22 protein-coding genes and 1 pseudogene are annotated in these 24,914 nt (G+C 62.7%); 19 read left to right on the top strand and 4 right to left on the bottom strand.

Going from position 1 to position 24,914, the window contains the following annotated elements; all coding sequences use genetic code 11:
* Nucleotides 1–2: 2 nt before the first annotated feature.
* Nucleotides 3–1,625, bottom strand: coding sequence for a GMC family oxidoreductase (locus HV670_RS04610; RefSeq protein ID WP_425511388.1), 1,623 nt, complete (start codon nucleotides 1,623–1,625; stop codon nucleotides 3–5).
* A 34-nt stretch (nucleotides 1,626–1,659) separates the two neighbouring features.
* Complete coding sequence (locus HV670_RS04605; protein WP_175103463.1) at nucleotides 1,660–3,132, bottom strand: NAD-dependent succinate-semialdehyde dehydrogenase; 1,473 nt, start codon at nucleotides 3,130–3,132, stop codon at nucleotides 1,660–1,662.
* A gap of 184 nt (nucleotides 3,133–3,316) precedes the next feature.
* Between HV670_RS04605 and HV670_RS04600 the strand changes: the two genes are divergently transcribed.
* From HV670_RS04600 to HV670_RS30855, 4 genes are all read left to right on the top strand, one after another.
* Nucleotides 3,317–4,219, top strand: coding sequence for a LysR family transcriptional regulator (locus HV670_RS04600; protein ID WP_246256992.1), 903 nt, complete (start codon nucleotides 3,317–3,319; stop codon nucleotides 4,217–4,219).
* 282 nt (nucleotides 4,220–4,501) lie between these two features.
* Complete coding sequence (locus tag HV670_RS04595) at nucleotides 4,502–5,338, top strand: type IV toxin-antitoxin system AbiEi family antitoxin domain-containing protein (protein WP_217478357.1); 837 nt, start codon at nucleotides 4,502–4,504, stop codon at nucleotides 5,336–5,338.
* A 107-nt stretch (nucleotides 5,339–5,445) separates the two neighbouring features.
* The gene (locus HV670_RS04590; protein ID WP_217478368.1) at nucleotides 5,446–6,198 is read left to right on the top strand and encodes a nucleotidyl transferase AbiEii/AbiGii toxin family protein; all 753 of its coding nucleotides are present in this window, start codon (nucleotides 5,446–5,448) and stop codon (nucleotides 6,196–6,198) included.
* Between the two features lie 60 nt (nucleotides 6,199–6,258).
* Complete coding sequence (locus HV670_RS30855) at nucleotides 6,259–6,429, top strand: hypothetical protein (protein WP_246256988.1); 171 nt, start codon at nucleotides 6,259–6,261, stop codon at nucleotides 6,427–6,429.
* A 149-nt stretch (nucleotides 6,430–6,578) separates the two neighbouring features.
* On the opposite strand, the gene HV670_RS04580 is transcribed toward HV670_RS30855, so the two are convergent.
* Entirely contained in the window at nucleotides 6,579–7,592 is a 1,014-nt protein-coding gene (locus tag HV670_RS04580; protein WP_175103462.1) for a zinc-binding alcohol dehydrogenase family protein, read from the bottom strand.
* Nucleotides 7,593–7,613: 21 nt separating this feature from the next.
* On the opposite strand from HV670_RS04580, the gene HV670_RS04575 reads away from it, so the two are divergent.
* The 8 genes and pseudogenes from HV670_RS04575 to HV670_RS04540 all read left to right on the top strand — a co-directional run bounded on the left by HV670_RS04575 (nucleotide 7,614) and on the right by HV670_RS04540 (nucleotide 15,293).
* On the top strand, nucleotides 7,614–7,883 hold the full coding sequence (locus HV670_RS04575; protein ID WP_175103461.1) for a hypothetical protein: 270 nt from the start codon (nucleotides 7,614–7,616) through the stop codon (nucleotides 7,881–7,883).
* Nucleotides 7,884–7,980: 97 nt separating this feature from the next.
* Nucleotides 7,981–8,568, top strand: coding sequence for a hypothetical protein (locus HV670_RS04570; protein ID WP_175103460.1), 588 nt, complete (start codon nucleotides 7,981–7,983; stop codon nucleotides 8,566–8,568).
* A gap of 112 nt (nucleotides 8,569–8,680) precedes the next feature.
* Nucleotides 8,681–9,559: pseudogene (locus tag HV670_RS04565) on the top strand (cytochrome c oxidase assembly protein); the annotation flags it as partial.
* A 560-nt stretch (nucleotides 9,560–10,119) separates the two neighbouring features.
* Nucleotides 10,120–10,428, top strand: a complete 309-nt coding sequence (locus tag HV670_RS04560) for a hypothetical protein (RefSeq protein ID WP_175103459.1) — start codon at nucleotides 10,120–10,122, stop codon at nucleotides 10,426–10,428.
* A gap of 134 nt (nucleotides 10,429–10,562) precedes the next feature.
* A complete protein-coding gene (locus HV670_RS04555; RefSeq protein ID WP_175103661.1) occupies nucleotides 10,563–10,763 on the top strand; it encodes a YodC family protein in 201 nt (66 codons plus the stop codon).
* Between the two features lie 553 nt (nucleotides 10,764–11,316).
* Nucleotides 11,317–12,069: a c-type cytochrome gene (locus HV670_RS04550; RefSeq protein ID WP_175103458.1), complete on the top strand. Its 753-nt coding sequence runs from the start codon at nucleotides 11,317–11,319 to the stop codon at nucleotides 12,067–12,069.
* Nucleotides 12,070–12,086: 17 nt separating this feature from the next.
* Nucleotides 12,087–13,385 carry a c-type cytochrome gene (locus HV670_RS04545; protein ID WP_175103457.1) on the top strand — a complete coding sequence of 433 codons (1,299 nt, stop codon included), beginning with the start codon at nucleotides 12,087–12,089 and terminating at the stop codon, nucleotides 13,383–13,385.
* A gap of 117 nt (nucleotides 13,386–13,502) precedes the next feature.
* Nucleotides 13,503–15,293, top strand: a complete 1,791-nt coding sequence (locus tag HV670_RS04540; protein WP_175103456.1) for a DEAD/DEAH box helicase — start codon at nucleotides 13,503–13,505, stop codon at nucleotides 15,291–15,293.
* A 71-nt stretch (nucleotides 15,294–15,364) separates the two neighbouring features.
* Here the strand turns inward: HV670_RS04540 and HV670_RS04535 are convergent, their stop codons facing one another.
* Nucleotides 15,365–16,168 carry a ferritin-like domain-containing protein gene (locus HV670_RS04535; RefSeq protein WP_175103660.1) on the bottom strand — a complete coding sequence of 268 codons (804 nt, stop codon included), beginning with the start codon at nucleotides 16,166–16,168 and terminating at the stop codon, nucleotides 15,365–15,367.
* A 650-nt stretch (nucleotides 16,169–16,818) separates the two neighbouring features.
* Between HV670_RS04535 and glpK the strand changes: the two genes are divergently transcribed.
* The 7 genes from glpK to lnt all read left to right on the top strand — a co-directional run bounded on the left by glpK (nucleotide 16,819) and on the right by lnt (nucleotide 24,906).
* Nucleotides 16,819–18,330 (top strand): glycerol kinase GlpK, encoded by a 1,512-nt coding sequence (gene glpK, locus HV670_RS04530; protein WP_175103455.1) that lies wholly within the window; start codon nucleotides 16,819–16,821, stop codon nucleotides 18,328–18,330.
* A gap of 49 nt (nucleotides 18,331–18,379) precedes the next feature.
* Nucleotides 18,380–19,738: a tRNA (N6-isopentenyl adenosine(37)-C2)-methylthiotransferase MiaB gene (gene miaB, locus HV670_RS04525; protein ID WP_175103454.1), complete on the top strand. Its 1,359-nt coding sequence runs from the start codon at nucleotides 18,380–18,382 to the stop codon at nucleotides 19,736–19,738.
* Nucleotides 19,735–20,793 carry a PhoH family protein gene (locus tag HV670_RS04520; protein ID WP_175103453.1) on the top strand — a complete coding sequence of 353 codons (1,059 nt, stop codon included), beginning with the start codon at nucleotides 19,735–19,737 and terminating at the stop codon, nucleotides 20,791–20,793. The genes miaB and HV670_RS04520 overlap by 4 nt, the downstream gene beginning before the upstream one ends.
* A gap of 3 nt (nucleotides 20,794–20,796) precedes the next feature.
* Nucleotides 20,797–21,255 carry an rRNA maturation RNase YbeY gene (gene ybeY / locus HV670_RS04515; RefSeq protein ID WP_175103452.1) on the top strand — a complete coding sequence of 153 codons (459 nt, stop codon included), beginning with the start codon at nucleotides 20,797–20,799 and terminating at the stop codon, nucleotides 21,253–21,255.
* 231 nt (nucleotides 21,256–21,486) lie between these two features.
* On the top strand, nucleotides 21,487–22,062 hold the full coding sequence (locus tag HV670_RS04510; RefSeq protein ID WP_246257027.1) for a gamma-glutamylcyclotransferase: 576 nt from the start codon (nucleotides 21,487–21,489) through the stop codon (nucleotides 22,060–22,062).
* A 206-nt stretch (nucleotides 22,063–22,268) separates the two neighbouring features.
* A complete protein-coding gene (locus tag HV670_RS04505) occupies nucleotides 22,269–23,156 on the top strand; it encodes a CorC family transporter (protein ID WP_175103450.1) in 888 nt (295 codons plus the stop codon).
* A 19-nt stretch (nucleotides 23,157–23,175) separates the two neighbouring features.
* On the top strand, nucleotides 23,176–24,906 hold the full coding sequence (gene lnt, locus HV670_RS04500; RefSeq protein WP_246257024.1) for an apolipoprotein N-acyltransferase: 1,731 nt from the start codon (nucleotides 23,176–23,178) through the stop codon (nucleotides 24,904–24,906).
* The last annotated feature ends 8 nt before the right edge of the window (nucleotides 24,907–24,914 follow it).

Raw genomic sequence — 24,914 nt, 5'->3', positions numbered from 1 at the left:
CGTCAACGCTTCCGGATCAAATCGGACGCCTTGTTGGCGATCATCATCGTCGCCGCGCACACATTCGCTGAGGGCATCGACGGCATCACGGACGAATCGACTACGCGCAGGCTCTGCACGCCGTGCACACGGAGTTCATGATCGACGACCGCGAACCGGTCGTCCGCCGCACCCATGCGGGCGGTTCCGTTGACGTGATACGACGACACGCCGTATCGCTTGGCGAAGCTGAGCAATTCGTCGTCCGATTCGCAGAGCTCGCCCGGCAGCGTTTCCTTGTCGAAGTACTGGTCGAGCGCCCGCGAGCGCAGCAGCTTGCGTGCGAGTCTGATGCCGCGAACCAGTGTGTTCTGGTCGTTCGGATGCTCGAGATAGTTGGGCTGGATCATCGGGTCTTCGAACGGATCGGCAGACTTGATCCGCACATATCCGCGGCTCTCGGGCCGGTGCTGCCAGATGCCGGCTGTCATGCCCGGGAAATCGTCGAGCATGCCGACGTAGCCTTCCTTGTAGCTGGCCGGCGTGAAGACGCCCTGCATATCGGGCAAGGCCAGTTCGGGCGACGACTTGCAGAAGTAGTGAACGAGCGACGGGCTGAGCGCAAGAATGCTGGGCTTCTTCAACGCCCAGCGTAACAGCTGGCCGCCGAGGTTCATGCCCTTCACCAGCTCATTCATCGTCTGGCTGTTCTTGACCTTGACAACCGCGCGGACCGAATAGTGATCGGAAAGGTTTTCGCCGACACCACGCAGCTCGTGCACGACCTCGATGCCGCGCGACTGCAGGAACGGCGCCGATCCCAGGCCGGACAGTTGCAGCAGCTTCGGCGTGTTGATCGCTCCGCAGGCGATGATGACCTCGCGTCTGGCCAGTACAGCCTTCGGCTCGGATTGGCGTCCGGGATGAACATAGGCAACGCCGATCGCCTTGCGTCCTTCGAACAGGATCCGAGTGGCCTGCGCGTACGTCTTCACATGCAGATTGGGTCGCGAACGGGCCGGACCGAGGAAGGTCTTGGCGGTACTCATGCGCCAGCCGTTGTCGATGGTCCGCTGGAAATAGCCGACGCCAGCCTGCTCGGCACCGTTGTAATCGGGATTGCGAGGAAGCCCGCTGTCGACCGCCCCCTTGATGAACGCTTCGCAGATCGGATGAATCCAGTCGATATCGCTGACCGGCAACTCGCCCGAACGACCGCGATACCGGTCGTCGCCTCCGGTGCGGCGCTCCATCGACTTGAAGTACGGGAGGACGTCTTCGTACGACCATCCAGGATTGCCGAGTTCCGCCCAATGGTCAAAGTCAGCACGCTGACCGCGGTTGTAGACAAGACCGTTGATCGACGTCGAGCCGCCCAGCGTACGCCCCTGCGGAACCGGGATCCGGCGCCCGTTGGTAAGCTCCGTGGGCTCGCTGGAAAACTGCCAGGCGTACTTTGGATTGAACACCGACTTGATATAGCCGGCCGGCATATGCAGGAACAGACTGCGATCAGGTGGTCCCGCCTCGAGCAGGCAGACCGTCGAGCCGTCGACACTCAGGCGGTTGGCCAGGATGGAACCGGCGGCGCCGGAACCCACGATCACATAGTCGAAACTTTCCGCGTCCTGCAGCGATGCATTCACTTGTTTCACAGCGGCTCTCGAAAGGCTCTACTTACTAATATGGCGATGTGTTCAGCGACTTTCCGGACAGACACACATACTTGATCTCGAGAAACTCCTCGATGCCGTATTTCGAGCCTTCGCGCCCGACACCGGATTCCTTGATGCCGCCGAACGGTCCGACTTCGTTGGACACCATGCCGGTGTTGATACCCACGATGCCGTATTCGAGGCCTTCCATCAGGCGCCACGAGCGTTCGAGATCGGCACTGAAGAAATAGGCTGCCAGCCCCGATGGACTGTCATTGGCCATCGCGAGTGCTTCTTGTTCGGTCGAAAACGTCGTGATGCCGACGACCGGACCGAAGATCTCTTCCCGCGCGATCTGCATATCGCTGGTGATGCCGAGCAGCAATGTCGCTTCGTAAAGCAGCGTGCCTTCCTTCTGCAGCTTGCCACCTGCGAGCACCTGAGCGCCCTTGGCACGGGCATCCTCGACCAGACGGCTGACTTTGGCGACGGCGCGCCGATCGATCAGCGGGCCGAGCGAGACTGCGCTGTCGAGACCGTTGCCGAGCTTCATCTGCCTGATCCGCGCAACAAGCTTGTCGGCGAACTCATCCACCACGGCCGCGTGCACATAGACCCGATTCGCACAGACGCAGGTTTGCCCGGCGTTCCTGAACTTCGACGCGAGCAGCCCTTCGATCGCCGCGTCGAGATCGGCATCCTCGAAAACAATGAAAGGTGCGTTACCGCCGAGTTCCAGCGACAGCTTCTTGATATTGGACGCGCATTGCTGCATCAGCAGACGCCCTGTTTCGGTCGATCCGGTGAAGGTCAGCTTGCGCACCACCGGATTGGCGCTCAACTCCTTGCCGATTTGCACGGGGTCGCCCGTCACGACATTGAAGACACCCGGGGGAATGCCGGCCTGTGCGGCCAGATGGGCGAGTGCAAGCGCCGCGAAAGGCGTCAGCTCGGCAGGCTTCAACACCACCGTGCAGCCAGCGGCAAGCGCGGGGCTTACCTTGCGGGTGACCAGCGCTGAGGGGAAATTCCAAGCAATGATCGCGCCGCAGACACCCACGGGCTGTTTGATGGCGAGCAGACGCTGATCGCTGCGCGTGTTGGGCAAGACATCGCCATAGACACGCTTGGCTTCCTCGGCAAACCATTCGACGAAAGACAAGGCATAGGTCAGCTCGCCTTTCGCTTCTGCGAGGGGCTTGCCTTGTTCGAGGGTCAGGAGGAGCGCGAGGTCATCACTGTTTGCTTCGATCAGGTCGTGCCATTTCCTGAGAATCGCGCCGCGTTCCTTGCCGGTCTTTGCCTTCCATGCGACGAGCGCCACGTCGGCACATCGGATTGCACGGGCGGTTTCTGCCTGCCCCATCTTCGGCACGGTACCGATCACGTTGCCGTCGAAAGGGTTCAGGACATCGAGCGTTTCTCGCGAATCGGCGTCGCACCACTCGCCTCCCACATAGGCCTGCTGCCTGAAGAGCAGCCTGTCGCGCATCTCCATCTGTCTCATCCTTCTATTGTTCGCCGGCGAGGGGCGGTTGCTTTGAAAAAATTATAACAACCGTGTTTCGCCGTCCAAATGCGTCATTTATGATGTTGCCATCGCGAATCGCGATGGCAACACAGTGCATCCCGCGCGATCCGGATAGGTCCGGCGCAGCGTCTCAGGCCGCCGCATCTTACTCATGAAGCCCATGCATCTCGATCCTGTCTCGCTGAAACTCTTCATCAGTGTCATCGAGGAAAGCACCATCGCCGGCGCCTCGGAGCGCGAGCATATCGCCGCGGCGGCGGTCAGCAAGAGGATCAGCGAACTCGAGGCGACGCTCAACACCACACTGATCGTTCGCACGAACAAGGGCATCCAGCCGACCACGGCTGGCGTTGCCTTGTCTGCGATGGCCCGGCGCGCGTTGCGCGAGCTGGAGGATGTAGCGGTCCAGATGCAGGACTATTCGAGCGGCATGCGGGGGGTGATCCGGGTGTTCGCGAACATCTCCGTGCTGACCCAGTTCTTGCCGCAGGACATCAAGAGCTTTCTTGGCGAGTACCCCGAAGTCCAGTTGCATCTCGAGGAGAAGACCACGCCGGTCATCCTGAAGTCCGTGTACGAGAATTCGGCGGATGTCGGCATCTGTTCAGGGAACATCGTCGATAGCGGCGTGCAGTCATTCCCTTATCGGCAGGACACGCTTGCCTTGATCGTTCCTTCAGATCATCCGCTCACGAAGATGCCAGATGCGCGCTTCGCCGATGCGCTCGATTACGATTTCATTGGCCTCCATACCGGGAGTGCAATCAACCGGATCGTGTCGTCCGCTGCAGACAACCTGAAGCGCAACGTGCGCGTAAAAGTCCAGGTCACGGGCTTCGACACCCTGTGCTTCATGGTGAACGCCGGGCTGGGCATCGGCGTGCTGCCTGTCGACATCGCAAAGCGGTATTCCCAGATGTTCGACGTGAGGATCCTGGACATCGACGAGCCTTGGGCTTGCCGCCAATTGCAGATTTGCGTGCGATCGCTAGATGGACTTTCGATGGCTGCTCGATCGTTCGTTAATCATCTGCGGGACAGCAGCCCGGGCTGATGATCGGGGTCCATAGCTCAGTTCGTCTGGCACCACGACTGCTCGGCGCCGCGCGTGCCTCTGGAGAGAGTCGATTTGCGCACGTCCTATGGACCACTCGAAATGCCCTTTTTTGTCCACTTTCCGCTCAGCAATCAGTTGAAGCGCTTGCTCGAGCGCTTCAGCGTCCGACTGTTCCTCGGCCAAATCGCGCGCGTTTTGCCTCACTAAATGAGACGTTTCCACCGTAAAATATAACCATATTATATTTTACGGGCAGAATATCTCTGCAAAAGGTGTATCTTGATCGGTCAACATCACGCCAAGGCGAAGACGCTAGGACCGCGCGCAGCCCAGCTGTTCACGGAACTGAACGAACGTCACCGCTCCACATTCACCGTTGCCGACGTGGAAGCCATCACGGGGTTATCTGCAGCATCGTCCCGGAATCTCGTGCTCCGCATCCAGCGAAATGGCTTGATCACGCGCCTGAAGCCCGGGCTGTACAACCTCGTGCCCTTTGAGCTTGGCTGGGCGACCGAGCACGTCGACAGCCCTTACCTGATCGCGCAGGAACTGGTTGGGACAGCACCCTACTTTCTGTCGCACGGCACCGCGCTTGAACTCCACCGGATGGTGACGCAGCCGATCTTCACGATCTGCGTATCGTGTACACGGCGCGTGCGACCACAGACAGTAGGCGGCTACGACTTCCGCTTCATCCATATCGCGCCCGAGCAGGAGTTCGGGGTAACGAAACACTGGATCGACAAAGAGCGATTCGTGATAGTCAGCGACATGGAAAGGACGATCATTGATGGTCTTCGGCATCAAGCATTTGCCGGTGGCATCACGGAGATCGCCAAAGGTTTGTGGATGAAGCGTGATGTGCTCAACGTTGAGCGACTGGCGGACTATGCGCTACGACTGGGTGTCGGCGCCGTCATACGACGCCTCGGGTTTCTGCTCGAACACTACGGCCTTGCCGCCGCATCAACGCTGGAGCGACTGCACGTAGCGTTGACGGCCACATACCAACGCTTCGACCCACTGCTGCCTGCCGAAGGTGCCCATGTCGCGCGTTGGCGACTGCAATTGAACGTGACACCCGAAGAACTGGATGCAGTGAGGCTTGGCTGATGATTCCGCAACGCAGTCTTTCTCTGATCGCCAACAAACTGGTGAGGACTGGTGGCCGGCGCATTCCCGAAGCAATCATCGAACGCGACTACGTGTTGTCGTAATTCCTGATAGGACTTGCCGGCCACCCACTACGCGAGGTCCTCGCCTTCAAGGGAGGCACAGCACTGCGGCGATGCTGGTTCGAGAACTACCGATTTTCTGAGGATCTGGACTTTACGCTGACGCGCACGATCACGTTCGAAAAAATCCTGACAGGTTTGAACGAAATCTTCACAGCGATCGAAGCCGCCTGCGGGTTGCAGATCGCTTTCGATCGCGAAGATCGCCACGGACATATGAACAGCCATACGCTTTACCTGCGCTACCAAGGGCCGCTGCCTGGCGCAAACGACGTGAAGGTCGATATCACCATCGACGAAATTCTGTGCTATCCGCTGAAGGAACGCTCAGTTCCGCGTACCTACGAAGAATTCGACGATCTCCCCGAAAGTCCGACCGTAAAAGTGTATGCCATCGAAGAGATCGTAGTCGAAAAGCTCCTGGCGCTAAGTGATCGATCGCGCAACGAGCCTCGCGATCTGTACGATCTCTGGTATCTGTTTGGCTCCGCAGACCTTCACATTGCGGAGATGCGCACTGAACTCGACGCAAAATTGGCATTCCACCGTCGAATTGTTGTCGGCATGGAACAGGCAATCGCCGGCAAGGAGGAACGACCGCGGCGACTCTGGGCGAATCGACTCGCGCATCAGATGAACAACCTGCCCCCATTTGACGATGTCTTTCGGAAAGTGCTGCGTGTTGTACGCGCCGCTGACTTTCCGGAGACAAGAAGCTGCCCCATGCTGGGCACCTGAAGACTCCCCTGCTTACAGCCATCACCAGAATAGACAAGAATGTCTACTTTCTGTAAATCAATGTCACTTCGAGAATTGATCTTCGCGATGGATCGGTGGGACGAGAGGGGCATCTGGGCCTACTCATTGAACACCTTGAAACTGATGTTCCCGGTGTCCGCGTGCCCGCAGGATATTATTCCAATCAACGCGCTGAACCCGCTCGAAGTCGAGTTCACAGTGCTTGCGTAACGGGGCGCCTTGATGGGCCGTCTTCTCTCTTTTCTTTCCTCTCAGGGCGCACGCGGCGCCCCCACAGCTACCGCAATCCCGGCAAGACGGTGGCGCGCGTGCTGTGGACCAACACGCCGCCGACCTTCTAGACGCCGGGACCCCGCAGACTAGAACCCTTCGAGAACGATCTTGCCCTTGGCCTTCTGGCTCTCGAGCAGCGCGTGCGCTTTCTTGAGATTGGTCGCGTTGATCGTGCCGAAGTGTTCAGCCACCGTCGTGCGCAAAGTGCCCGCGTCGATCATGCCCGCGATGCGCTCGAGCAATTCGTGCTGCCGGATCATGTCGTCGGTGCCGAACATCGAACGCGTGTACATGAGCTCCCAGTGCAGCGAAACGCTCTTGCGCTTGAGCAGACGGACATCGATCGCATCCGGGTCGTCGATCAGGCCGAACTTGCCCTGCGGCGCGATCGACTCGACGATTTCCGAGAAGTGCTTGTCGGTCTGGTTCAGCGAAACGATGTATTCGACATTCGGGATGCCGATGCGCTTGAGCTCTTCAGACAGCGGCTTCGAGTGGTCGATCACATGATGCGCGCCAAGCTCCTTGAGCCAGCCGGTCGTCTCGGGCCGCGAAGCGGTACCGATCACGGTCAGGCCGGTCAATTGGCGTGCGAGCTGCACGAGGATCGAACCGACGCCGCCGGCCGCGCCGATCACGAGCAGTGACTTGCCTGCCGTTGCCGGTCCTTCCGGAATCTCCATGCGGTCGAACAGCAGTTCCCAGGCGGTGAGCGCAGTCAACGGCAAGGCAGCCGCCGAGGCGAAGTCCGCCTTCTTGGGCATATGGCCGGCGATGCGTTCGTCGACGACGTGCAGCTCACTGTTCGCGCCAGGCCGAATCAGCGAGCCCGCATACCAGACACGATCGCCGGGCTTGAACAGCGAGACGCCGGAACCGATCGAGCGCACGATGCCCGCGACGTCCCAGCCGAGCACTTTGGTTTCGCCTTCGGCAGGCGCCATATTCTTGCGAACTTTCGTATCGACCGGGTTGACCGAAATCGCATGCACTTCGACGAGCAGGTCGCGTTCACCCGGCGTCGGATCCGGCAAATCGATGTCGATCAGAGACTGGGCATCGCTGATCGGCAGCGATTTGCGGTAGGCAATGGCTTTCATTTTGAATCTCGTTTCAAAAAAATGAGTGATGAAATGGGGACTGCCGGCCTGAAGCAATTGGACCCAGCGGCTTCAGCCCGGCGTTCGACTCCATCATGCGGCGGGCCGGATTGGGGAAACAGCGACACCGCGCGGCATCATTTTCAACGAAAAGATGAAAATGGTGTGCTGCGCTGCCCCCTCGGCATCGAATTGTGCTCGATCTGGCCAGTTTCCGAAAAATCGCAGGCACCTAGCGGATTCCAGACACTGCAGGCAGATGCTCCGCCAGTCGATGATCCAATCATCTGACCAATCGATGAGGGTTGTCACGGTACGCCGTGACGCAGAACGCCATGAATCAAGGTCTCGGTCATCCGGTAAGGGAGCGATGGAAGCGTCACACGTTTTGGAACCTGCAAGCAGTCCACTGATCTTTCTGCACTTGCGCGTCGTCATCGGCATCGTGGTGGGCTTGAGCATTACCCGGCTTCTCTCGGGGCTAGCGAGCTTCATTCAGCATCCACACTCCACGCGCGTATTTCCGACTCAACTGGGCTGGGCATTGACCCTGCTGCTGATGGTCGTGCATTTCTGGTGGTGGGAGTTCAGGCTTGCCGGCATCTCTCACTGGAACTTTCAACTCTACTTCTTCGTGGTGTTCTATGCCGTGCTGTTTTTCCTGCTGTGCGCCTTACTGTTTCCCGACTCGACCGACGACTACAGCGGTTACGAAAGCTATTTCTTTTCGAGACGCCGATGGTTTTTCGGGATCCTTGCGCTGAATTTCGGTGCCGATATGGTCGACACGCTGGTCAAGGGCATCGAGCATTTCGAGGCGCTGGGGCTCGAATATCCGATTCGGACGACCATGCTGATCCTGCTTTGCCTGATTGCAATGTCGGTGGGAAACCGCCGATTTCATGCGGCATTCATGATCTTCACATTCTTTTACCAGCTTTCCTGGGTCGTCCGGGATCTCGACCCGATTGGCTGACCGTCCCGGGCCGGCCGCGTGCCATGCAGCAAGCGCGGGGACGCTGGTAACATAAGCGGACATTGCCGCCTACGCTGCGGGTGAAGATTGTCGCATGCGCTGCCCGCGCTCCATGCCCGGCGGCGCCCGAAAGCTCGAGGTTCCGTTGCTGTCTTACCTGATTCCGTGGGAACCGTCCGCGCCGCTCGTCGTGCTGTTCATCGCGGGCATTGCGCTATATCTACGCGGCACGCTGCGCCGGCGCGTGTCGATCGCGCGCCAGATGTCGTTCTGGATCGGCGTGGTCATCCTCTATCTGTCGCTCCATACCCGCCTCGACTACTACGCCGAGCACGAGTTTTTCATTCATCGCATCCAGCATCTCGTGCTGCATCACCTCGCGCCGCTGATCCTGATGTCAGGTTTTCCGGGGGCTGTCATGTGGGCCGGGCTGCCGATTCGCACGCGCATGCGCCTGCGTGCATTCGGGCGGCGCCCCGCCATGCGCGTGCTGGCGGCGGTGGTCCTGAATCCGACGCTCGTTACCCTGGCCTTCGTTGCAGCCGTGCTGATCTGGCTTGTCCCATCGATCCAGTTCATCTCGATGCTCGACTGGCGGCTCTATCACTTCATGAACTGGTCGGTGACGATTACCGGCCTGCTCTACTGGGGCATGCTGCTCGATCATCGCCCCGCGCCGCCAGCACGGATGAAAGCGGGCATGCGTGTGCTGTCCCCAGCGATCACGATGACGCCGCAGATCCTCGCCGGCGCGTTCATCACGTTCTCGCAGCACGATCTTTATCCGGTGTTCGATCTGTGCGGCCGTGCGTTCGGTGGCATTTCACAGGCCACCGACCAGGCCATCGGCGGGCTCGTGATGTGGGTGCCGGCCGCCCTGCTCGAAGCAGTCGGCGGCCTGATCGCGCTGCGCAACTGGATGCAGCTGTCCAGCCGCAATCGACTGCCCAAGCCGCGGCGTCGCACGCCGGCACGCCGGCCCGCACGGGGTGGCGCCTTGCCGGCCGGGTCCGCGAGCGCCCTGCCGATGGCGTCCCATGGGCCGTCCTCCGCCGCGTCCTCCGTTGCACCGCCGATCTCGTCCTCCGCCTCCTCGCCGGTTTTGTCCGCCAGCACCGCTTCGACCGCGCCGGCAATCGTCGCCACCGCGGACGGCCCAACCCGGACCGCGAGTCGCTGATCCTCGAGTCCGGCCATGTTTCAATTGTGCAACAGGCTGGCCACCTTGCTTATCATCGTCACGCCAACCGCTGTGCGTGAAGCCTGGCCCCCGTTGTGAGCGCGGCCCGGTCTCTCGATGCCGGCCAAGGCCCGCGTGTTACGTTGGCTGCGGTAAACGTCACGTTTCGATCCCGTAACGTTTTTGGCCGAGCCGCGCTCGCCGACCCGCTGCCGCGCCTGCTCAGCCCAGTCCCGCGCGTACGCATGCTCACAAAACCCATCTAAAACAGAGGCTTATCGAGGACGAAAGGACCTTGCCGCAAGGACCGCCACGCAGGCCCAAAGCTTGCTTATTGGAAATCATCCAGCGCGATCCAATGGCGGCAAGCAATGAACGACTTCCTTCCTGACTATCTTCTGCGTGAGCAAAGCACGGTCGGCGCACTGTTCACCTTCCTGGCCATTCGCTATGCGACGCTGAGCGTGGGGCTCAGCCATTCAGTGCGCCGCAGTACGCTGAGTGCGCTGTACATCGGGCTGGCCTGCCTGTTCTGCCTGCCGCAACTGGCCGACTTGCTGTCCGAAGGCACGCTCGCGCGCATGGCCTGGCCGATTCTCGAGGGCAAGGTGCTCGGCTGCGTGCTCGCCTACTTCGGCGCGTCGGCCTTGTATAGCAATCTCCGATACCAGCAGCAATGATCCAGACAGCGATTCGCGCGCTCGAGCCGGTACGGCAGATTCGCCGCCCCTTCAGCGCCCGTGCCGCCAACACCGCGCGCACGGACAGCAGAAAACAACCCAGAGAAAGACCTGCAGGATCGAGGGGGAATACGATGACAACACGCTACGAAATCGGTGACGTGGTTCGCCTGAAATCCGGCGGCCAGGCGATGACCGTGAATCACACGGGACCGGTCGTCTTCGCGCCTGGCATCTGGCTGATCTGCCAATGGTTCGACCAGCAGGGAGAATTGCGGCAGGAAATGTTCCACGAAGACATGGTGCAACCCGTGGAGGAGCCGGCGGCCGCCTAGGCCGCCGGCGGACCTAAGGCGGCAAGCGTGTAACCATGACGCCGAATGTGGGCCGGGATCTCCCGGCTTTTTTTTCGTCCGCGCGATCCGCCCTCCCGGCAGGCCCCGCCCTTTCATTTTGTTTTCAATGTGTTGCGGTGCAACCCGGATCTGTCGCAAAAGCTGACTCACATGGCGAGCCCCGGTCCAGTCCGAGTCGAAAAAGCGACGTGCAAATGCATCCAGCACCCCAACAAATCGGCGTTAACCCTCCCGCTCGGGAGTGAATCGTTGCATAATCTCGGGCTAACACCGGCCCTTCGCGTCGCATGCTTCGTCGATGGGGCCAGTGCTAGAATGCGGCGCTGCAGGAAATCGCCGGTCGGCTCTTGAGGCTCGACCGACGTGCGCCACGCCCGCTTCACCGTCCAGCGTGGTCCGTTTTCGCCAACGGGCTCTTACCGGGGGAGTCTGCTGAAGGGCCTGCGGGCGGGCAGCAATGGGGTTGAACAGGATTAACAAGAAGGGCCGGCCAGGCATTGCGACAGGTCAGGCAATCGATGAGTCCCCGAAATTGGAGCAAAGCGTGTCTTCACGACGCATTTATCGTTCAATGCTGGCTGTTCTGCTGATCGCCGGCGGCGTCGGCGTGATGTCTCAGTCAAACGCCGCCGATAGCCAGAGCAGTTCGCCGAACTCGCCGGCGCCCGATACGATGCAGGCACGCGTGGCCGCGTGCGCAGCCTGTCACGGCGCGCAGGGCCAGGGCACGGACAATGACTACTTCCCGCGCCTCGCGGGCAAGCCAGCCGACTACCTGTTCAATCAGCTACAGAACTTCCGTGAAGGGCGCCGCCGGTACCCGCCGATGAATTACCTGGTGACGTACCTCTCGGACGATTACCTCCATCAGATCGCCACGTATTTCTCGCAAATGCGTCCGCCGTATCCGACGCCGGCCGCAGCCACGCTGCCGGACTCGCAGATGGCGCGCGGCCGGGACATCGTACTCAAGGGCGACACATCGAAGAATGTGCCGGCCTGTATCGCCTGCCACGGCAACGGTCTCACCGGCATGCAGCCGGCGATCCCGGGTCTGGTCGGCCTGCACCGCGACTACATCAGCGCCCAGTTGGGCGCCTGGCGTTCGGGCACCCGTCACGCGCTCGCGCCGGACTGCATGCATGCAATCGCCACCCGCCTCGACGATGCCGATATCGGCGCCGTCGCCGCCTGGCTCTCCACGCAACCGGCGCCGCAGAACCCCGTGCCGGCCCCCGCCGGTTCGATGAAGACGCCGCTTGCCTGCGGCAGCGAACCGCAGTGAGCGATCAGGAGAGAACCATGAAACGCAAAAGCCTTTTCGCGCTAGCGGCCGCCGTCATCGTCGGCGGTGCAGCGCTGGTCCCCGTGCTGTGGCCGAGCGACAGCTATCATCAGGGCATCGTCGAAGCAGCAACGACGCCTGTCGAAACCGCCGATCTCGTCAAGAAGGGCGAATACCTCGTGCGCGCCGGTGACTGTATCGCCTGCCACACCACGCGCGGCGGTGCGAACTTGGCCGGCGGCCTGCCGATGGCCACGCCGTTCGGCACGCTCTATTCGCCGAATCTGACGCCCGACGACGAAACCGGTATTGGCACCTGGTCGCAAGACGACTTCTACCGCGCGATGCACACCGGCCGCGCGAAGGACGGCAGCCTGCTGTACCCGGTGTTCCCGTTCGTGTCGTACACGAAAGTTACGCGCGCCGACAGCGACGCAATCTACGCCTACCTGCGCTCGGTCCAGCCTGTTCATCAGCCCAACAAGCCGAACGAGATGCCGTTCCCGTTCAACAACCGCAATACGTTGATCGGTTGGCGCACGCTGTTCTTCACTGAAGGCGAATACAAGGCGGACCCGACCAAGTCGGTCGAATGGAACCGCGGTGCCTACCTCGTGCAGGGTCTCGGCCACTGCTCGATGTGCCATACGAGCATCAACGCGCTCGGTGCGGCGAACCAGAACGCGGCCTTTGCGGGCGGCCTGATTCCGCTGCAGAACTGGTACGCGCCGTCGCTGACCTCGAACAAGGAAGCTGGCCTGGGCGACTGGGACATCGCGGACATCACGAGCCTGCTGAAGACCGGTGTCTCACAGCGTGGCGCAGTGTATGGCCCGATGGCCGAAGTCGTGCACAACAGCTTGCAGTTCATGAGCGACACCGACGTGCGTTCGATGGCCGTCTACCTGAAGTCGCTGCCGCAGAAGAGCGATGCGCCCGAGAACTTGCAGCTCGAAACGTCGCCGCAGTTCGGCACGCAGCTGCTGGCCCAGGGCGAAAAGATCTATACGAAGGAGTGCGTCTCCTGCCACGCCGCGAATGGTCTTGGCCATCCGCCGGGCTTCCCGCCGCTCGCCAACAATCAGTCGATCCAGATGCCGTCGGCCGTGAACCCGATCCGCATGGTGCTCAATGGGGGTTATCCGCCGTCGACTACCGGCAACCCTGCACCGCACGGCATGCCGCCGTTCGCGCAGCGCCTGTCGGACCAGGAAGTCGCCGCCGTCGTCACCTATGTGCGCATGTCGTGGGGTAACCACGGCACGCCGGTGTCGCCGCAGCAAGTCAACGATCTTCGCTCGGCAGCAATCGACTAAGGGTCGGCAACTGCCAAGTCGTACCGCAAGGGCGCGTTCCGGTCGGACGCGCCCTTTGCTTTCTTTCCTCCGCGCCGCCCATCCAGGCGGAGCGCGACCGCAATCCCCAGGCATTACATGTCATTCGCAGAATTGGGCCTCGCCGAAGAACTCGTGCGGGCCGTCCGTGACCTTGGCTACGAAGTCCCCACTCCGATCCAGCGCCAGGCCATTCCGGCCGTGCTCGCCGGCGGTGACCTTCTCGCCGGCGCGCAAACCGGTACCGGCAAGACCGCAGGCTTCACCTTGCCGATCCTGCATCGGCTGGCCACCAACACTCACCACGCGCCGGGCAGCAAGCCCGTGATTCGCGCGCTGATCCTCACGCCGACGCGCGAACTCGCCGCGCAGGTCGAGGAAAGCGTACGCAACTACGGCAAGTACCTGAAGCTCAAGTCGATGATCATGTTCGGCGGCGTCGGGATCAATCCGCAGATCGACCAGCTGCGGCGCGGCGTCGACATCGTCGTCGCGACGCCAGGGCGCCTGCTCGACCATCTTCAACAGAAGACGATCGATCTGTCCCACGTGGAAATCCTTGTGCTCGACGAAGCGGACCGGATGCTCGACATGGGCTTCATCCGCGATATCCGCCGCGTGCTCGCCGTGCTGCCGCGCGTGCGCCAGAACCTGCTGTTCTCGGCGACGTTCTCCGACGAGATCAAGCAGCTCGCCGACGATCTGCTCAATTCACCCGCGATGATCGAAGTCGCGCGGCGCAACACGACAGCCGAACTGGTCACGCAAAAGGTGCACCCGGTCGACCGCGACAAGAAGCGTGAACTGCTGACGCACCTGATCAAGGAGCACAGCTGGTTCCAGGTCCTCGTCTTCACGCGGACCAAGCATGGCGCCAATCGCCTGGCTGAGCAGCTCAGCAAGGACGGCATCAGTGCGATGGCGATCCACGGCAACAAGAGCCAGTCGGCTCGTACGCGCGCGCTCGCCGAATTCAAGGACACCAGCCTGCAGGTGCTGGTCGCGACCGATATCGCCGCGCGCGGCATCGACATCGACCAGCTCGAGCACGTGGTCAACTACGACCTGCCGAACGTCCCCGAAGACTACGTGCACCGGATCGGCCGCACGGGCCGTGCAGGTGCGACGGGTGAAGCGGTTTCGCTTGTCTGCGTCGATGAACACCAGTTGCTTGCCGATATCGAAAGGCTGATCAAGCGCGCACTGCCGAAGGAAGTCGTAGCGGGCTTCGAACCCGATCCGACCCAGAAGCCCGAACCCATCCTGCGCCGCAGCGGACAGCGCGACGGCGCGCCGCGCGGCGGCAATGGCGGCGGTGGCGGTCAGCGCCGGGGTGCGCCGGCGGGCAATGCGGGCGGCCGGGGAGTGGGCTCAGGCTCGAACTCGGGCTCGTCCGGCGAGCGCAGCCGCGCAGGCTCGGGCTCAGGATCAGGCCGTGCCCCTGCCGGCAATAGCGCACGTGCCGGCGCATCGGCTCCGGGCGCGGGAAGGCCGCAAGGCCAAGGGCAAGCTCAGGGTCAGTCCCGCGGCCAAGGCGCGGATGGCCATCGCGGGGGCAATGCGGGCGGCCAGGGTAACGGCCGTTCGGCCGGCGCGGGGGCTGCTCGTCCGGGCCAGGGCAACCATCGCGGACCGAACTCGGGCAACGGCCAGGGCCGTTCGGCAGACGTCGACGGCAATCGCGCGCCGCGCAGCGGCAACGACCGCAACGCGGGCGGTCGGCCATCCGGCGGAAACGGCAATGGCGGCAACGCCACGGGAAATGGCAACGGACGTTCAGCGAACGCCAGCGCGGGTCAGGGCAATCGTCGCGCCGCCATCCTCGGCGGCACAACGGGCAATGCACGCCCTGCTTCGTCGCGCACCGGTGAAAAGTCGAGCGTCGACTGATACGAGCGAGCCCGCCTGCCCGCGAAAACCGGGCAGGCGGGCTCAGTGATCAACGCCCTAGGCACCAGGCATCAGCGGAAGAACACATGCTGCGTGATCTTGGCCAAGGGGTAGTGCACGCCCGGTGAGATCCGGGCCGGCAGGTCCAGCGGCTTGAGCAGCATCTTCACGCACATATCGGCGGACAGATTGCGGCGCACGAGGGCATTGACCCGCGCGCACTTTTGCCGGAAATACTCCTTGTCCCCGGCACGCTCCGGATAGCGAGTCTCGAACGCGTGTCGCAACGCGATTTCCGAGTCCTCGCTCTTGATCTCCATGACCCGCCTTGCCAGCGCGCCCAGCACGGCGAATCGGCCCTTGCCCTCGACCTCGTTGTACTTCTTGAAGAACCGGTAGAAGTTCTTGTAGTGACGCACCTCGTCGGTCCGGATATTGTCCGTCAGTTGCTTGAGTACCGGCTCGCTCGACAATTCGTTGATCGCTCGATAGAGCGTGGCCGTCCCGGTTTCGACCACGCAGCGCGCCACCATCTCGAGCGCGCGCGACTTCTCGAACTCCTCGATCGAGCAGGTCAGCCGGTATTCAGCGAAGAAGTTGGCGAATGCCTTTTCCCAATCGAACTCCGGCCATACATGGGCGATGTAGGCACGTAGCGCACGGCCATGCTGAAGCTCCTCATGTTCCCAATGGCCGTTGAGCCAGCCCGACACTTCCGGATCGTCGTTGAAATACTCCGACAGGTTCGCCGCATAGAGGTCGGAACCGCTTTCGATAAACGATGACGCGCACAACAGCAACAACAGATCCTCATCGGCCGCCGCGGCCATACGATCGATCTTCGACAAATCGATGTCCTCGATCCTCCAAGGCATCGCAATAATATTTTCAGTTTGCACTTTCCCGCCCTCCAGTCGCGCTGAAGCCTCGTAACGCCATCGCGCTGGTCTGCAGGACCCTGGGCCCATTGGCAGAAAAGGGGCACGAGACGCCGTCCGAGGCGATAAGCCTAGTTCGGCAAGCAGATCGCCACCCCGCATGGGTTCCTCACATCGAATGCGCCCGCGGGGCTGTCAAATCGCTTTCATCAGTCAGACACAATACGGACTTGTTCGCATTCCAACAACTGACCCCGTATCAAGCGTGTCAGTTCCGTGTCATTTCTTGCCTATTATTGGCTAAACACAAATCGTTCACAGCAGGGCCGACATTCTATGCGGACACGCGTGCCCGTGCAGACAGCAGGAGTCATACCCGCGCGCCATGGGTCGACGCCCTGCCAGCTCGGCAAACCGGGCCGTTCGATGATGCGCGCATGACGCTCGGATGTCCGGTAGTCGTCGCCTATTTTTGAGACAGATCAGGGCAAGGACGTGGGACGGGAGAACCGGTGAAGATTGGACCGAGAAAGATGACTGGGACAAGGGGACCAAGAAAGGGGACCAAGACAAGGCCGGATGAGTTTGTTACCTTCTCCGGTACGGATCCAAAAACTAACGATCGAATTACGAGGAGATGACATCGCATGTCGGACGTGGCCCGTTATATCCTGGCGCTCGACCAGGGCACCACCAGCTCGCGCGCGATCGTCTTCGATCAGCAGGGCAGCATCGTCTCCAGTGCGCAGAAAGAATTCGGACAGATCTATCCGCAGCCCGGCTGGGTCGAACACGATCCGCTCGAAATCTGGTCGACCCAGGCGGGCGTCGCCGCGGAGGCGGTCACCCGAGCGGGACTCCGTCCGCGCGAAATCGCCGCGATCGGCATCACGAACCAGCGCGAGACGACCGTCGTGTGGGACCGCAGGACGGGCCAGCCGGTCTACAACGCAATCGTCTGGCAGGACCGGCGCGGCGCAGCACTCTGCGAAACCTTGCAGCGCCGCGGACTGGCGGCGTCGATCCGCGCGAAAACCGGACTTCCGGTCGATGCGTACTTTTCGGCGACCAAGATCCGCTGGATCCTCGATAACGTCGACGGCGTGCGCGAGCGCGCCGAGGCTGGCGAACTCGCCTTCGGCACCGTCGACAGCTGGCTGGTCTGGAATCTGACGCAGGGCGCCTTGCACATCACCGACGTGACCAATGCGTCGCGGACCATGCTGTTCGACATCCACAAGCGCGCCTGGGATGACGAACTGCTCGCGGCACTCGACATTCCGCGCGCGCTGCTGCCCGATGTGAGGGCATCGTCCGAGGTCTACGGGATGACACATCCCTCGCTGTTCGCCGCGCCGATCCCGCTCGCGGGCATCGCCGGAGACCAGCATGCGGCGCTGTTCGGCCAGATGTGCATCCGCCCCGGCATGGTCAAGAACACTTACGGGACCGGCTGCTTTCTCGTCATGAACACCGGCAGCACGCCGATCGAGTCGAACAACAGTCTCGTGACGACGATCGCCTGGCAGATCGGCGAGCGCGTCGACTACGCACTCGAAGGCAGCATCTTCATCGGCGGCGCGGTGGTCCAGTGGCTGCGCGACGGACTGGGGCTGATCCGCGATGCGGCCGCCATCGAGACGCTTGCGCGCTCGGTGCCCGACAGCGATGGTGTCTATCTCGTCCCGGCCTTCGCCGGACTCGGCGCACCGCACTGGAATGCGCGCGCGCGCGGCTCGCTATTCGGTGCGACCCGCGGCACCAGCGCCGCCCATCTCGCGCGCGCGGCGCTCGATAGCATCGCGTTCCAGTCAATCGACGTGCTGCGGGCCATGGAGGCGGATGCCGGCCAGCCGATCACCGAACTGCGCGTGGACGGCGGCGCGGTCGCCAACGATCTGCTCATGCAGATCCAGGCCGATCTGCTCGGCATCGACGTGGTCCGGCCCAAGGTCATCGAAACGACGGCGCTCGGCGCGGCCTATCTCGCGGGTCTCGCGGTCGGCTACTGGTCGAGCATCGAACAAATGGCCGAGCAATGGCAGCCCGAGCGCCATTTCGCAGCCGCGATCCCGCCCGACGAAGCGCAGCGCCGCTTGCACGGCTGGCACCGCGCGGTCAACGCGGCCAAGGTCTGGGCGGACGGCGACGGGCTATAATCTCTCTCTTCCCCACGCCCCCAGGTCAACCACTGTGATCGGCGACCGTATGCCCAAGAAAGTTTATGTAAAGACTTTCGGCTGTCAGATGAACGAGTACGACTCCGACAAGATGGTCGACGTACTCGGCAGCGCCGAAGGTCTCGTCAAGACGGACACGCCCGACGATGCGGACGTGATCCTGTTCAACACCTGCTCGGTACGCGAGAAGGCCCAGGAGAAAGTCTTCTCCGACCTCGGACGCGTACGCGAACTCAAGGAGGCCAATCCGAACCTCGTGATTGGTGTAGGTGGCTGTGTCGCGAGCCAGGAAGGCGCCGCGATCATCTCGCGCGCGCCGTATGTCGATCTCGTGTTCGGTCCGCAGACCCTGCACCGGCTGCCCGCGATGATCCGCAAGCGGCGCGAGACCGGCCGCCCGCAGGTCGACATCAGCTTCCCCGAGATCGAAAAGTTCGATCACCTGCCGCCCGCCAAGGTCGACGGCCCAACGGCCTTCGTGTCGATCATGGAAGGCTGCAGCAAGTTCTGCAGCTACTGCGTCGTGCCCTACACGCGCGGCGACGAAGTGTCGCGACCGCTGCCCGATGTGCTCGCGGAAATCGCCGGCCTCGCCGACCAGGGCGTGCGCGAAGTCACGCTGCTCGGCCAGAACGTCAATGCCTACCGTGGCCACTTCGGCGACGGTTCCGACGAAGTCGCCGACTTCGCCATGCTGATCGAATATGTCGCGGACCTCCCGGGCATCGAGCGGATCCGTTACACGACCTCGCATCCGAAGGAGTTCACGCAGCGGCTGATCGACACCTATGCGAAGGTGCCCAAGCTCGTGAATCATCTGCACTTGCCGGTCCAGCACGGCTCCGACCGTGTGCTGATGGCGATGAAGCGCGGCTATACCGTGCTCGAATACAAATCGATCGTGCGCAAGCTGCGCGCCATCCGGCCTGAGCTGTCGCTCTCGACCGACGTGATCGTGGGCTTTCCGGGCGAGACCGATGCGGACTTCGACAAGCTCATGGCACTCGTCGACGAGATGCGCTACGACACGAGCTATTCGTTCATCTACAGCCCGCGCCCGGGCACGCCTGCTGCGAACCTGAGCGACGACACGCCCCACGAGGTCAAGCTGCGGCGGCTCCAGAAGCTCCAGGCGACCATTGAGGAAAACGTGTTCGCGATCAGCAAGTCGATGGTCGGCAAGATCGAACGCGTGCTTGTCGAAGGTCCGTCGCGCAAGGATCCGTCCGAACTGTCCGGCCGCACCGAGAACAATCGGGTGGTCAACTTCCCCGCTCCCATTTCGTCGCATGCGCGACTGATTGGCCAGATGATCGATATCGAAATCAACCACGCCTTCCCGCACTCGCTGCGCGGCGCCATCGTACGGTGCGACCCGGCTGCATGAAACCCATCCCGCATTTGGAATTCACCGCCCCCAAGGACGACAATGCGCGACTCGCGAATCTCTGCGGACCGCTCGACGAAAATCTGCGTCAGATCGAACAGGCGCTCGACGTCACGCTGACGCGTCGCGGCCACCGGATCACGGTGCGCGGTTTCGCCGCGCAAGTCGCCGTCACCGCGCTCGAAGACTTCTACAACCGCTCGCGCCTGCCGCTCTCGGTCGACGACGTGCAGCTCGCGCTGGTCGAATCGCGGCACCCGGCCGCGCGGCCGCGTGCGAGCCGCAACGACGATTCGGCCCGGCGCGCGCATGAGCTGTCCGATTCGATCGGCGACGATCCGGACCATCCGTTCGACGCCGCCGACGACGAGTCGGAAGAAGCCGCGCCGACGCTTTATACGCGCCGTGCCGACCTGCGCGGTCGCACGCCCGCGCAGCGCGAGTACCTGAAGAACGTGCTTGCGCACGACGTCACCTTCGGCATCGGCCCCGCGGGCACCGGCAAGACGTATCTCGCCGTCGCGTGCGCGGTCGATGCGCTCGAGCGCGACCAGGTCAAGCGGATCGTGCTGACCCGGCCGGCCGTCGAGGCCGGCGAGCGGCTCGGCTTCCTGCCCGGCGATCTGTCGCAGAAGGTCGACCCCTATCTGCGCCCGCTTTACGATGCGCTGTATGACCTGCTCGGTTTCGACAAGACCGCGAAGATGTTCGAACGCCAGATGATCGAGGTCGCGCCGCTCGCCTACATGCGCGGCCGCACGCTCAACCATGCGTTCATCATTCTCGACGAGGCGCAGAACACGACGCCAGAACAGATGAAGATGTTCCTGACGCGAATCGGCTTCGGCTCGAAAGCCGTGGTCACCGGGGACACGACGCAGATCGATCTTCCGCGCGGGCAGAAGAGCGGCCTCATCGAGGCCCAGGACGTGCTGAAGAAGGTCCGCGGCATCGCGATGACGCATTTCACGAGCGCCGACGTGGTACGCCATCCGCTCGTGGCACGGATCGTCGATGCGTACGAGGCGCACCAGAACAAGGCCGAAGGACGCTGAGCCATGGCAAGCGCGCCCCGTCTCACGCTGTCGCAGCAGTTCGCGGCCAAGTCGTTCGCGACACACAAGGCTTTGCTGCCGCGTGCGACCGTGCTGCGTTGGGTCAAGGCGGCACTGTTCGCAGACGCGGTACTGACACTGCGCTTCGTCGACGCCGAAGAGGGTCGCACGCTCAACCGCAGCTATCGCGGCAAGGACTACGCGACCAATGTCCTGACCTTCGCCTACGCGGAGTCGGAAGACGATCCGGTCAGCGGTGACATCGTGCTCTGCTGTCCGGTCGTCGAACGTGAAGCGGGCGAACAGGGCAAGCCGCTCGAGGCGCACTACGCACACCTGATCGTGCATGGCGTGCTTCATGCGCAAGGTTACGATCACGAGGACGAGGACGAGGCGAAGGAAATGGAAGGCATCGAAACCGAGGTGCTTGCCGCGCTCGGATTTCCGGATCCGTACCGGTAAGCCGCCATGGACACCGGCAGCGGTTCGGACCCAGTCGATCGATCCGGGGCCGGCGAGCGTCCGGGCGCCCCGAATCGTCCCGATGCCGACGCGCCCTTCGCGCCTTCCGCTCGTTCCCATGCTGGTGAACCTCTCGCGCCCAATGAGCGACCCAATGCCGGCAGCAGCGCCAACGCATCCGGTCTTTCGGCTTATCCCGGCTATCCGCCTGCGCTCGGCGAAGCGCGCTACCTGACGGACGACGAACTCCGGCTGTCGCTCGAGCAGACACTGGCCTGCCAGGATGGTGTCGCCGATCTCTGGCTGTTCGGCTATGGTTCGCTGATCTGGAACCCCGGCATGCCGGCCATCGAAAGCGTCCGCGCCCGGATACATGGCTATCACCGTGGCCTCTATCTGTGGTCGCGCGTGAACCGCGGCACACCCGAAACACCGGGCCTCGTGCTGGCCCTGGATCGCGGCGGCTCCTGCCCCGGCGTCGCGTTCCGGCTTGCCACGCCCGGCGCGCGAGCGCATCTGGAAGCGCTCTGGCAACGTGAGATGGCCATGGGTTCATATCGCCCCGCGTGGCTGCCGTGCTCGCTCGATGATGGCCGGCGCGTATCGGCACTGTCGTTCGTGATGCGGCGCGAGGCGCTGACCTACACGGGCAAGCTGCCAGACGAACTGATCCGCCATGTGATGCAATGCGCGAGCGGCCGCTACGGCACCACCTACGATTACGTGACCCGCACCGTTGCCGCGCTGCGCGAGAGCGGCATGCCCGACCGCGCGCTCGAAGACTTGCTGCGGCGGTGTGGGTCGTGAACGGAAATGCGAAAAAAGCAGGAAAGTCGCGCAAGCTGTACCAAACAATAGGAAACGCCTAAAACCCCTGAAACTGCGGGGCCACAGGCAAGGCGCCCCCCTCTTCAGGAAGCCGTGGGTTCCGGCGCAGCGCAATTTGACGTGATGTCCATGGTGTATGCTGTGCATTCCGCCACAGCGCGCCGGCCCGCCCGGGACGCCGAGACATGAACGACCCTCACCCCCCTAGTCGACGATCAAACGAAAAACCGCGTTCGCTGCTCGAACGCCTGACCGACCTCATCTCCCCCGAACCTGAATCGCGTGCCGAACTGCTCGAAGTCCTGCAGGATGCGCACGGCCGTAACCTGATCGACGCCGACTCCCTGTCGATGATCGAAGGTGTGTTCCAGGTCGCCGAACTCTGCGCGCGCGACATCATGGTGCCGCGCGCACAGATGGACACGATCAACATCGTCGACACGCCCGAGGAGTTCATCCCGTACGTGCTCGAAAAAGCGCACTCGCGCTACCCGGTGTTCGACGGCAATCGCGACAACGTGATCGGCATCCTGCTTGCAAAGGACCTGCTGCGCTACTACGCGGAAGACGAATTCGACGTGCGCGGCATGCTGCGTCCCGCGGTGTTCATTCCCGAATCGAAGCGGCTCAACGTCCTGCTGCACGACTTCCGCGTGAACCGCAACCATATCGCGATCGTCGTCGACGAGTACGGCGGCGTCGCAGGCCTCATCACGATCGAAGACGTGCTCGAACAGATCGTCGGCGATATCGAGGACGAATACGACTTCGACGAAGAAGAAGACAACATCATCGCCGCACCTAATGGCGCGCACCGCGTGCGCGCGTTGACCGAGATCGCTCAGTTCAACGAGGTGTTCGGCACGCACTACAGCGACGATGAAGTCGATACGATCGGTGGCCTCGTCACGCATCGCTTCGGCCGCGTGCCGCATCGCGGTGAAAAGGTCCGCATCGACAACCTTTCGTTCGAAATCCTGCGCGGCGACGCGCGACAGATCCATATGCTACTGGTCCGCCGCGAGCTGGTGCAAAACAACCGGGCCGCCGATGCAACCGACGACGACCTCTGATCTCACCGCCGAGGGAGGCATGCAGGTGCTGAGCTCAGGCTGGATGCCCTTCGCCTGCGCCGCGCTGCTCGGCGTGCTCAATACCTTTTCGTTTGCGCCGACACCCGGTGGCGGCTGGCTCGAACTGCTCGTCATCGTCGCGCTGTTCATCGTTCTGCAAGCTTCGCGCAGCACGCGCGGAGCCGCGCTACGGCTTGGCGCGTTCGGCTTCGGCAACTATGTGAGCGGAGTCTGGTGGCTCTATGTGAGCATGCACGACTACGGTGGCATGGCCGCGCCGCTCGCGGGTGCGGCGGTCGTACTGTTCACCTTGTATCTCGCAATCTACCCCGCGCTCGCGGGCGCCATCTGGTACCGCGTCGTGGGCGGTATCGGCTGGCGCTCGAGCTTCGCGTTCGCGGCTGCATGGACGCTTGGCGAATGGCTGCGCGGGCTGGTGTTCACGGGCTTTCCGTGGCTCGCCAGCGGTTATCCCCAAGTCGATGGCCCGCTCGCGGGCTTCGCGCCGATGGTCGGCGTCTACGGCGTCGGCTTCACGGTCGCGCTGGTCGGTGCGCTGCTCGTACAGACCGTGCTCGGCTGGCGAATGCTGCCCGACCCCGCGCCGCGCGAGTCTCGTTCCATGGCCGCCCGGCGAGCGCGCAAGGCAGCCGCCTCGCCGTACAGCATGACGATCGCCACGCCGGCATCGCCGGCGCATTCCGCCCCGGTTGCCGCCGTGGCGGACCGTCGCAAGGCGCCGCGTCCTTCACGCTCACGGCTCGCCCCCATGATCCTCGCCTTGCTCGTGCTCGTCGCGGGCATCGTCGGCGAAAGCGTGTCGTGGACTCACCCGTCCGGCCAGCCAGTACGTGTCCGGCTGCTCCAGGGCAATGTCAAACAGGACATGAAGTTCTCACAAACGGGTGTCGACGCATCGATTGCCCTGTACCAGGAACTCATCACCGGCAGCCCGGCCGACCTGATCGTGACCCCCGAGACCGCGATCCCGCTGCTGATCCAGGACGTGCCCGACGCCTTCGCTCAAACGATCCGTCAATATGCTGACCGCACGCAGTCGGCGATCCTGTTCGGCGCGGTCGGCGATGTCATGACGAACCAGGGCCCGAGGCAATTCACCAACAGCCTCTACGGCCTGACACCGGGCCAACGGCATGTCTACCAATACGACAAGCACCATCTCGTGCCGTTTGGCGAATTCGTGCCGCAGGGCTTTCACTGGTTCGTCCGGCTGATGAACATCCCGCTCGGGGACTTCGATCGCGGCGCGCCCGCGCAGCCGCCGTTCGAGGTCAAGGGCACGGCGGTCGCGCCCGACATCTGCTACGAGGACATCTTCGGCGAGGAGATCGCGCACACGCTGCGCCATCAGACGCCGCGCGCCGGCGTCCTCGTCAATACGAGCAATCTCGGCTGGTTCGGCAACACGATCGCCCTACCCCAGCATCTGCAGATGGCGCGCATGCGCGCGATCGAAACCGGGCGGCCGATGCTGCGTTCGACCAACACCGGGATCACCGCGATGATCGAGGCGAACGGCACGGTCGCCGGCAGCCTCCAGCCGTTCACGGTCGGCTCGCTGACGGGCACCGTGCAGGGCATGGATGGCGTGACGCCCTACATCCTGTTCGGCAACTGGCCGATCGTGACGGCGTCCCTTGTGCTGCTGCTCGCGCTCGTCTGGCGCAATCGCCGCGCCGCACGGTGGCCGGCGCCGGAATCCGCGTCGGTATCAGAACAGACACACTGAGCGCGGCA

It is taken from the genome of Pararobbsia alpina (assembly GCF_902859895.1).
GTDB lineage: Bacteria > Pseudomonadota > Gammaproteobacteria > Burkholderiales > Burkholderiaceae > Pararobbsia > Pararobbsia alpina.
This window is presented reverse-complemented; position numbering and strand designations above follow the sequence as displayed.

Excerpts from the sequence above, each read along its gene's own strand:
- HV670_RS04605 (WP_175103463.1), bottom strand. The coding sequence starts at position 3,132 with ATGGAGATGCGCGACAGGCTGCTCTTCAGGCAGCAGGCCTATGTGGGA.
- HV670_RS04600 (WP_246256992.1), top strand. The coding sequence starts at position 3,317 with ATGAAGCCCATGCATCTCGATCCTGTCTCGCTGAAACTCTTCATCAGT.
- HV670_RS30855 (WP_246256988.1), top strand. The coding sequence starts at position 6,259 with ATGTCACTTCGAGAATTGATCTTCGCGATGGATCGGTGGGACGAGAGG.
- HV670_RS04580 (WP_175103462.1), bottom strand. The coding sequence starts at position 7,592 with ATGAAAGCCATTGCCTACCGCAAATCGCTGCCGATCAGCGATGCCCAG.
- HV670_RS04575 (WP_175103461.1), top strand. The coding sequence starts at position 7,614 with ATGAGTGATGAAATGGGGACTGCCGGCCTGAAGCAATTGGACCCAGCG.
- HV670_RS04560 (WP_175103459.1), top strand. The coding sequence starts at position 10,120 with ATGAACGACTTCCTTCCTGACTATCTTCTGCGTGAGCAAAGCACGGTC.
- HV670_RS04555 (WP_175103661.1), top strand. The coding sequence starts at position 10,563 with ATGACAACACGCTACGAAATCGGTGACGTGGTTCGCCTGAAATCCGGC.
- HV670_RS04545 (WP_175103457.1), top strand. The coding sequence starts at position 12,087 with ATGAAACGCAAAAGCCTTTTCGCGCTAGCGGCCGCCGTCATCGTCGGC.
- HV670_RS04540 (WP_175103456.1), top strand. The coding sequence starts at position 13,503 with ATGTCATTCGCAGAATTGGGCCTCGCCGAAGAACTCGTGCGGGCCGTC.
- HV670_RS04535 (WP_175103660.1), bottom strand. The coding sequence starts at position 16,168 with ATGCCTTGGAGGATCGAGGACATCGATTTGTCGAAGATCGATCGTATG.
- glpK (WP_175103455.1), top strand. The coding sequence starts at position 16,819 with ATGTCGGACGTGGCCCGTTATATCCTGGCGCTCGACCAGGGCACCACC.
- miaB (WP_175103454.1), top strand. The coding sequence starts at position 18,380 with ATGCCCAAGAAAGTTTATGTAAAGACTTTCGGCTGTCAGATGAACGAG.
- HV670_RS04520 (WP_175103453.1), top strand. The coding sequence starts at position 19,735 with ATGAAACCCATCCCGCATTTGGAATTCACCGCCCCCAAGGACGACAAT.
- ybeY (WP_175103452.1), top strand. The coding sequence starts at position 20,797 with ATGGCAAGCGCGCCCCGTCTCACGCTGTCGCAGCAGTTCGCGGCCAAG.
- HV670_RS04505 (WP_175103450.1), top strand. The coding sequence starts at position 22,269 with ATGAACGACCCTCACCCCCCTAGTCGACGATCAAACGAAAAACCGCGT.
- lnt (WP_246257024.1), top strand. The coding sequence starts at position 23,176 with ATGCAGGTGCTGAGCTCAGGCTGGATGCCCTTCGCCTGCGCCGCGCTG.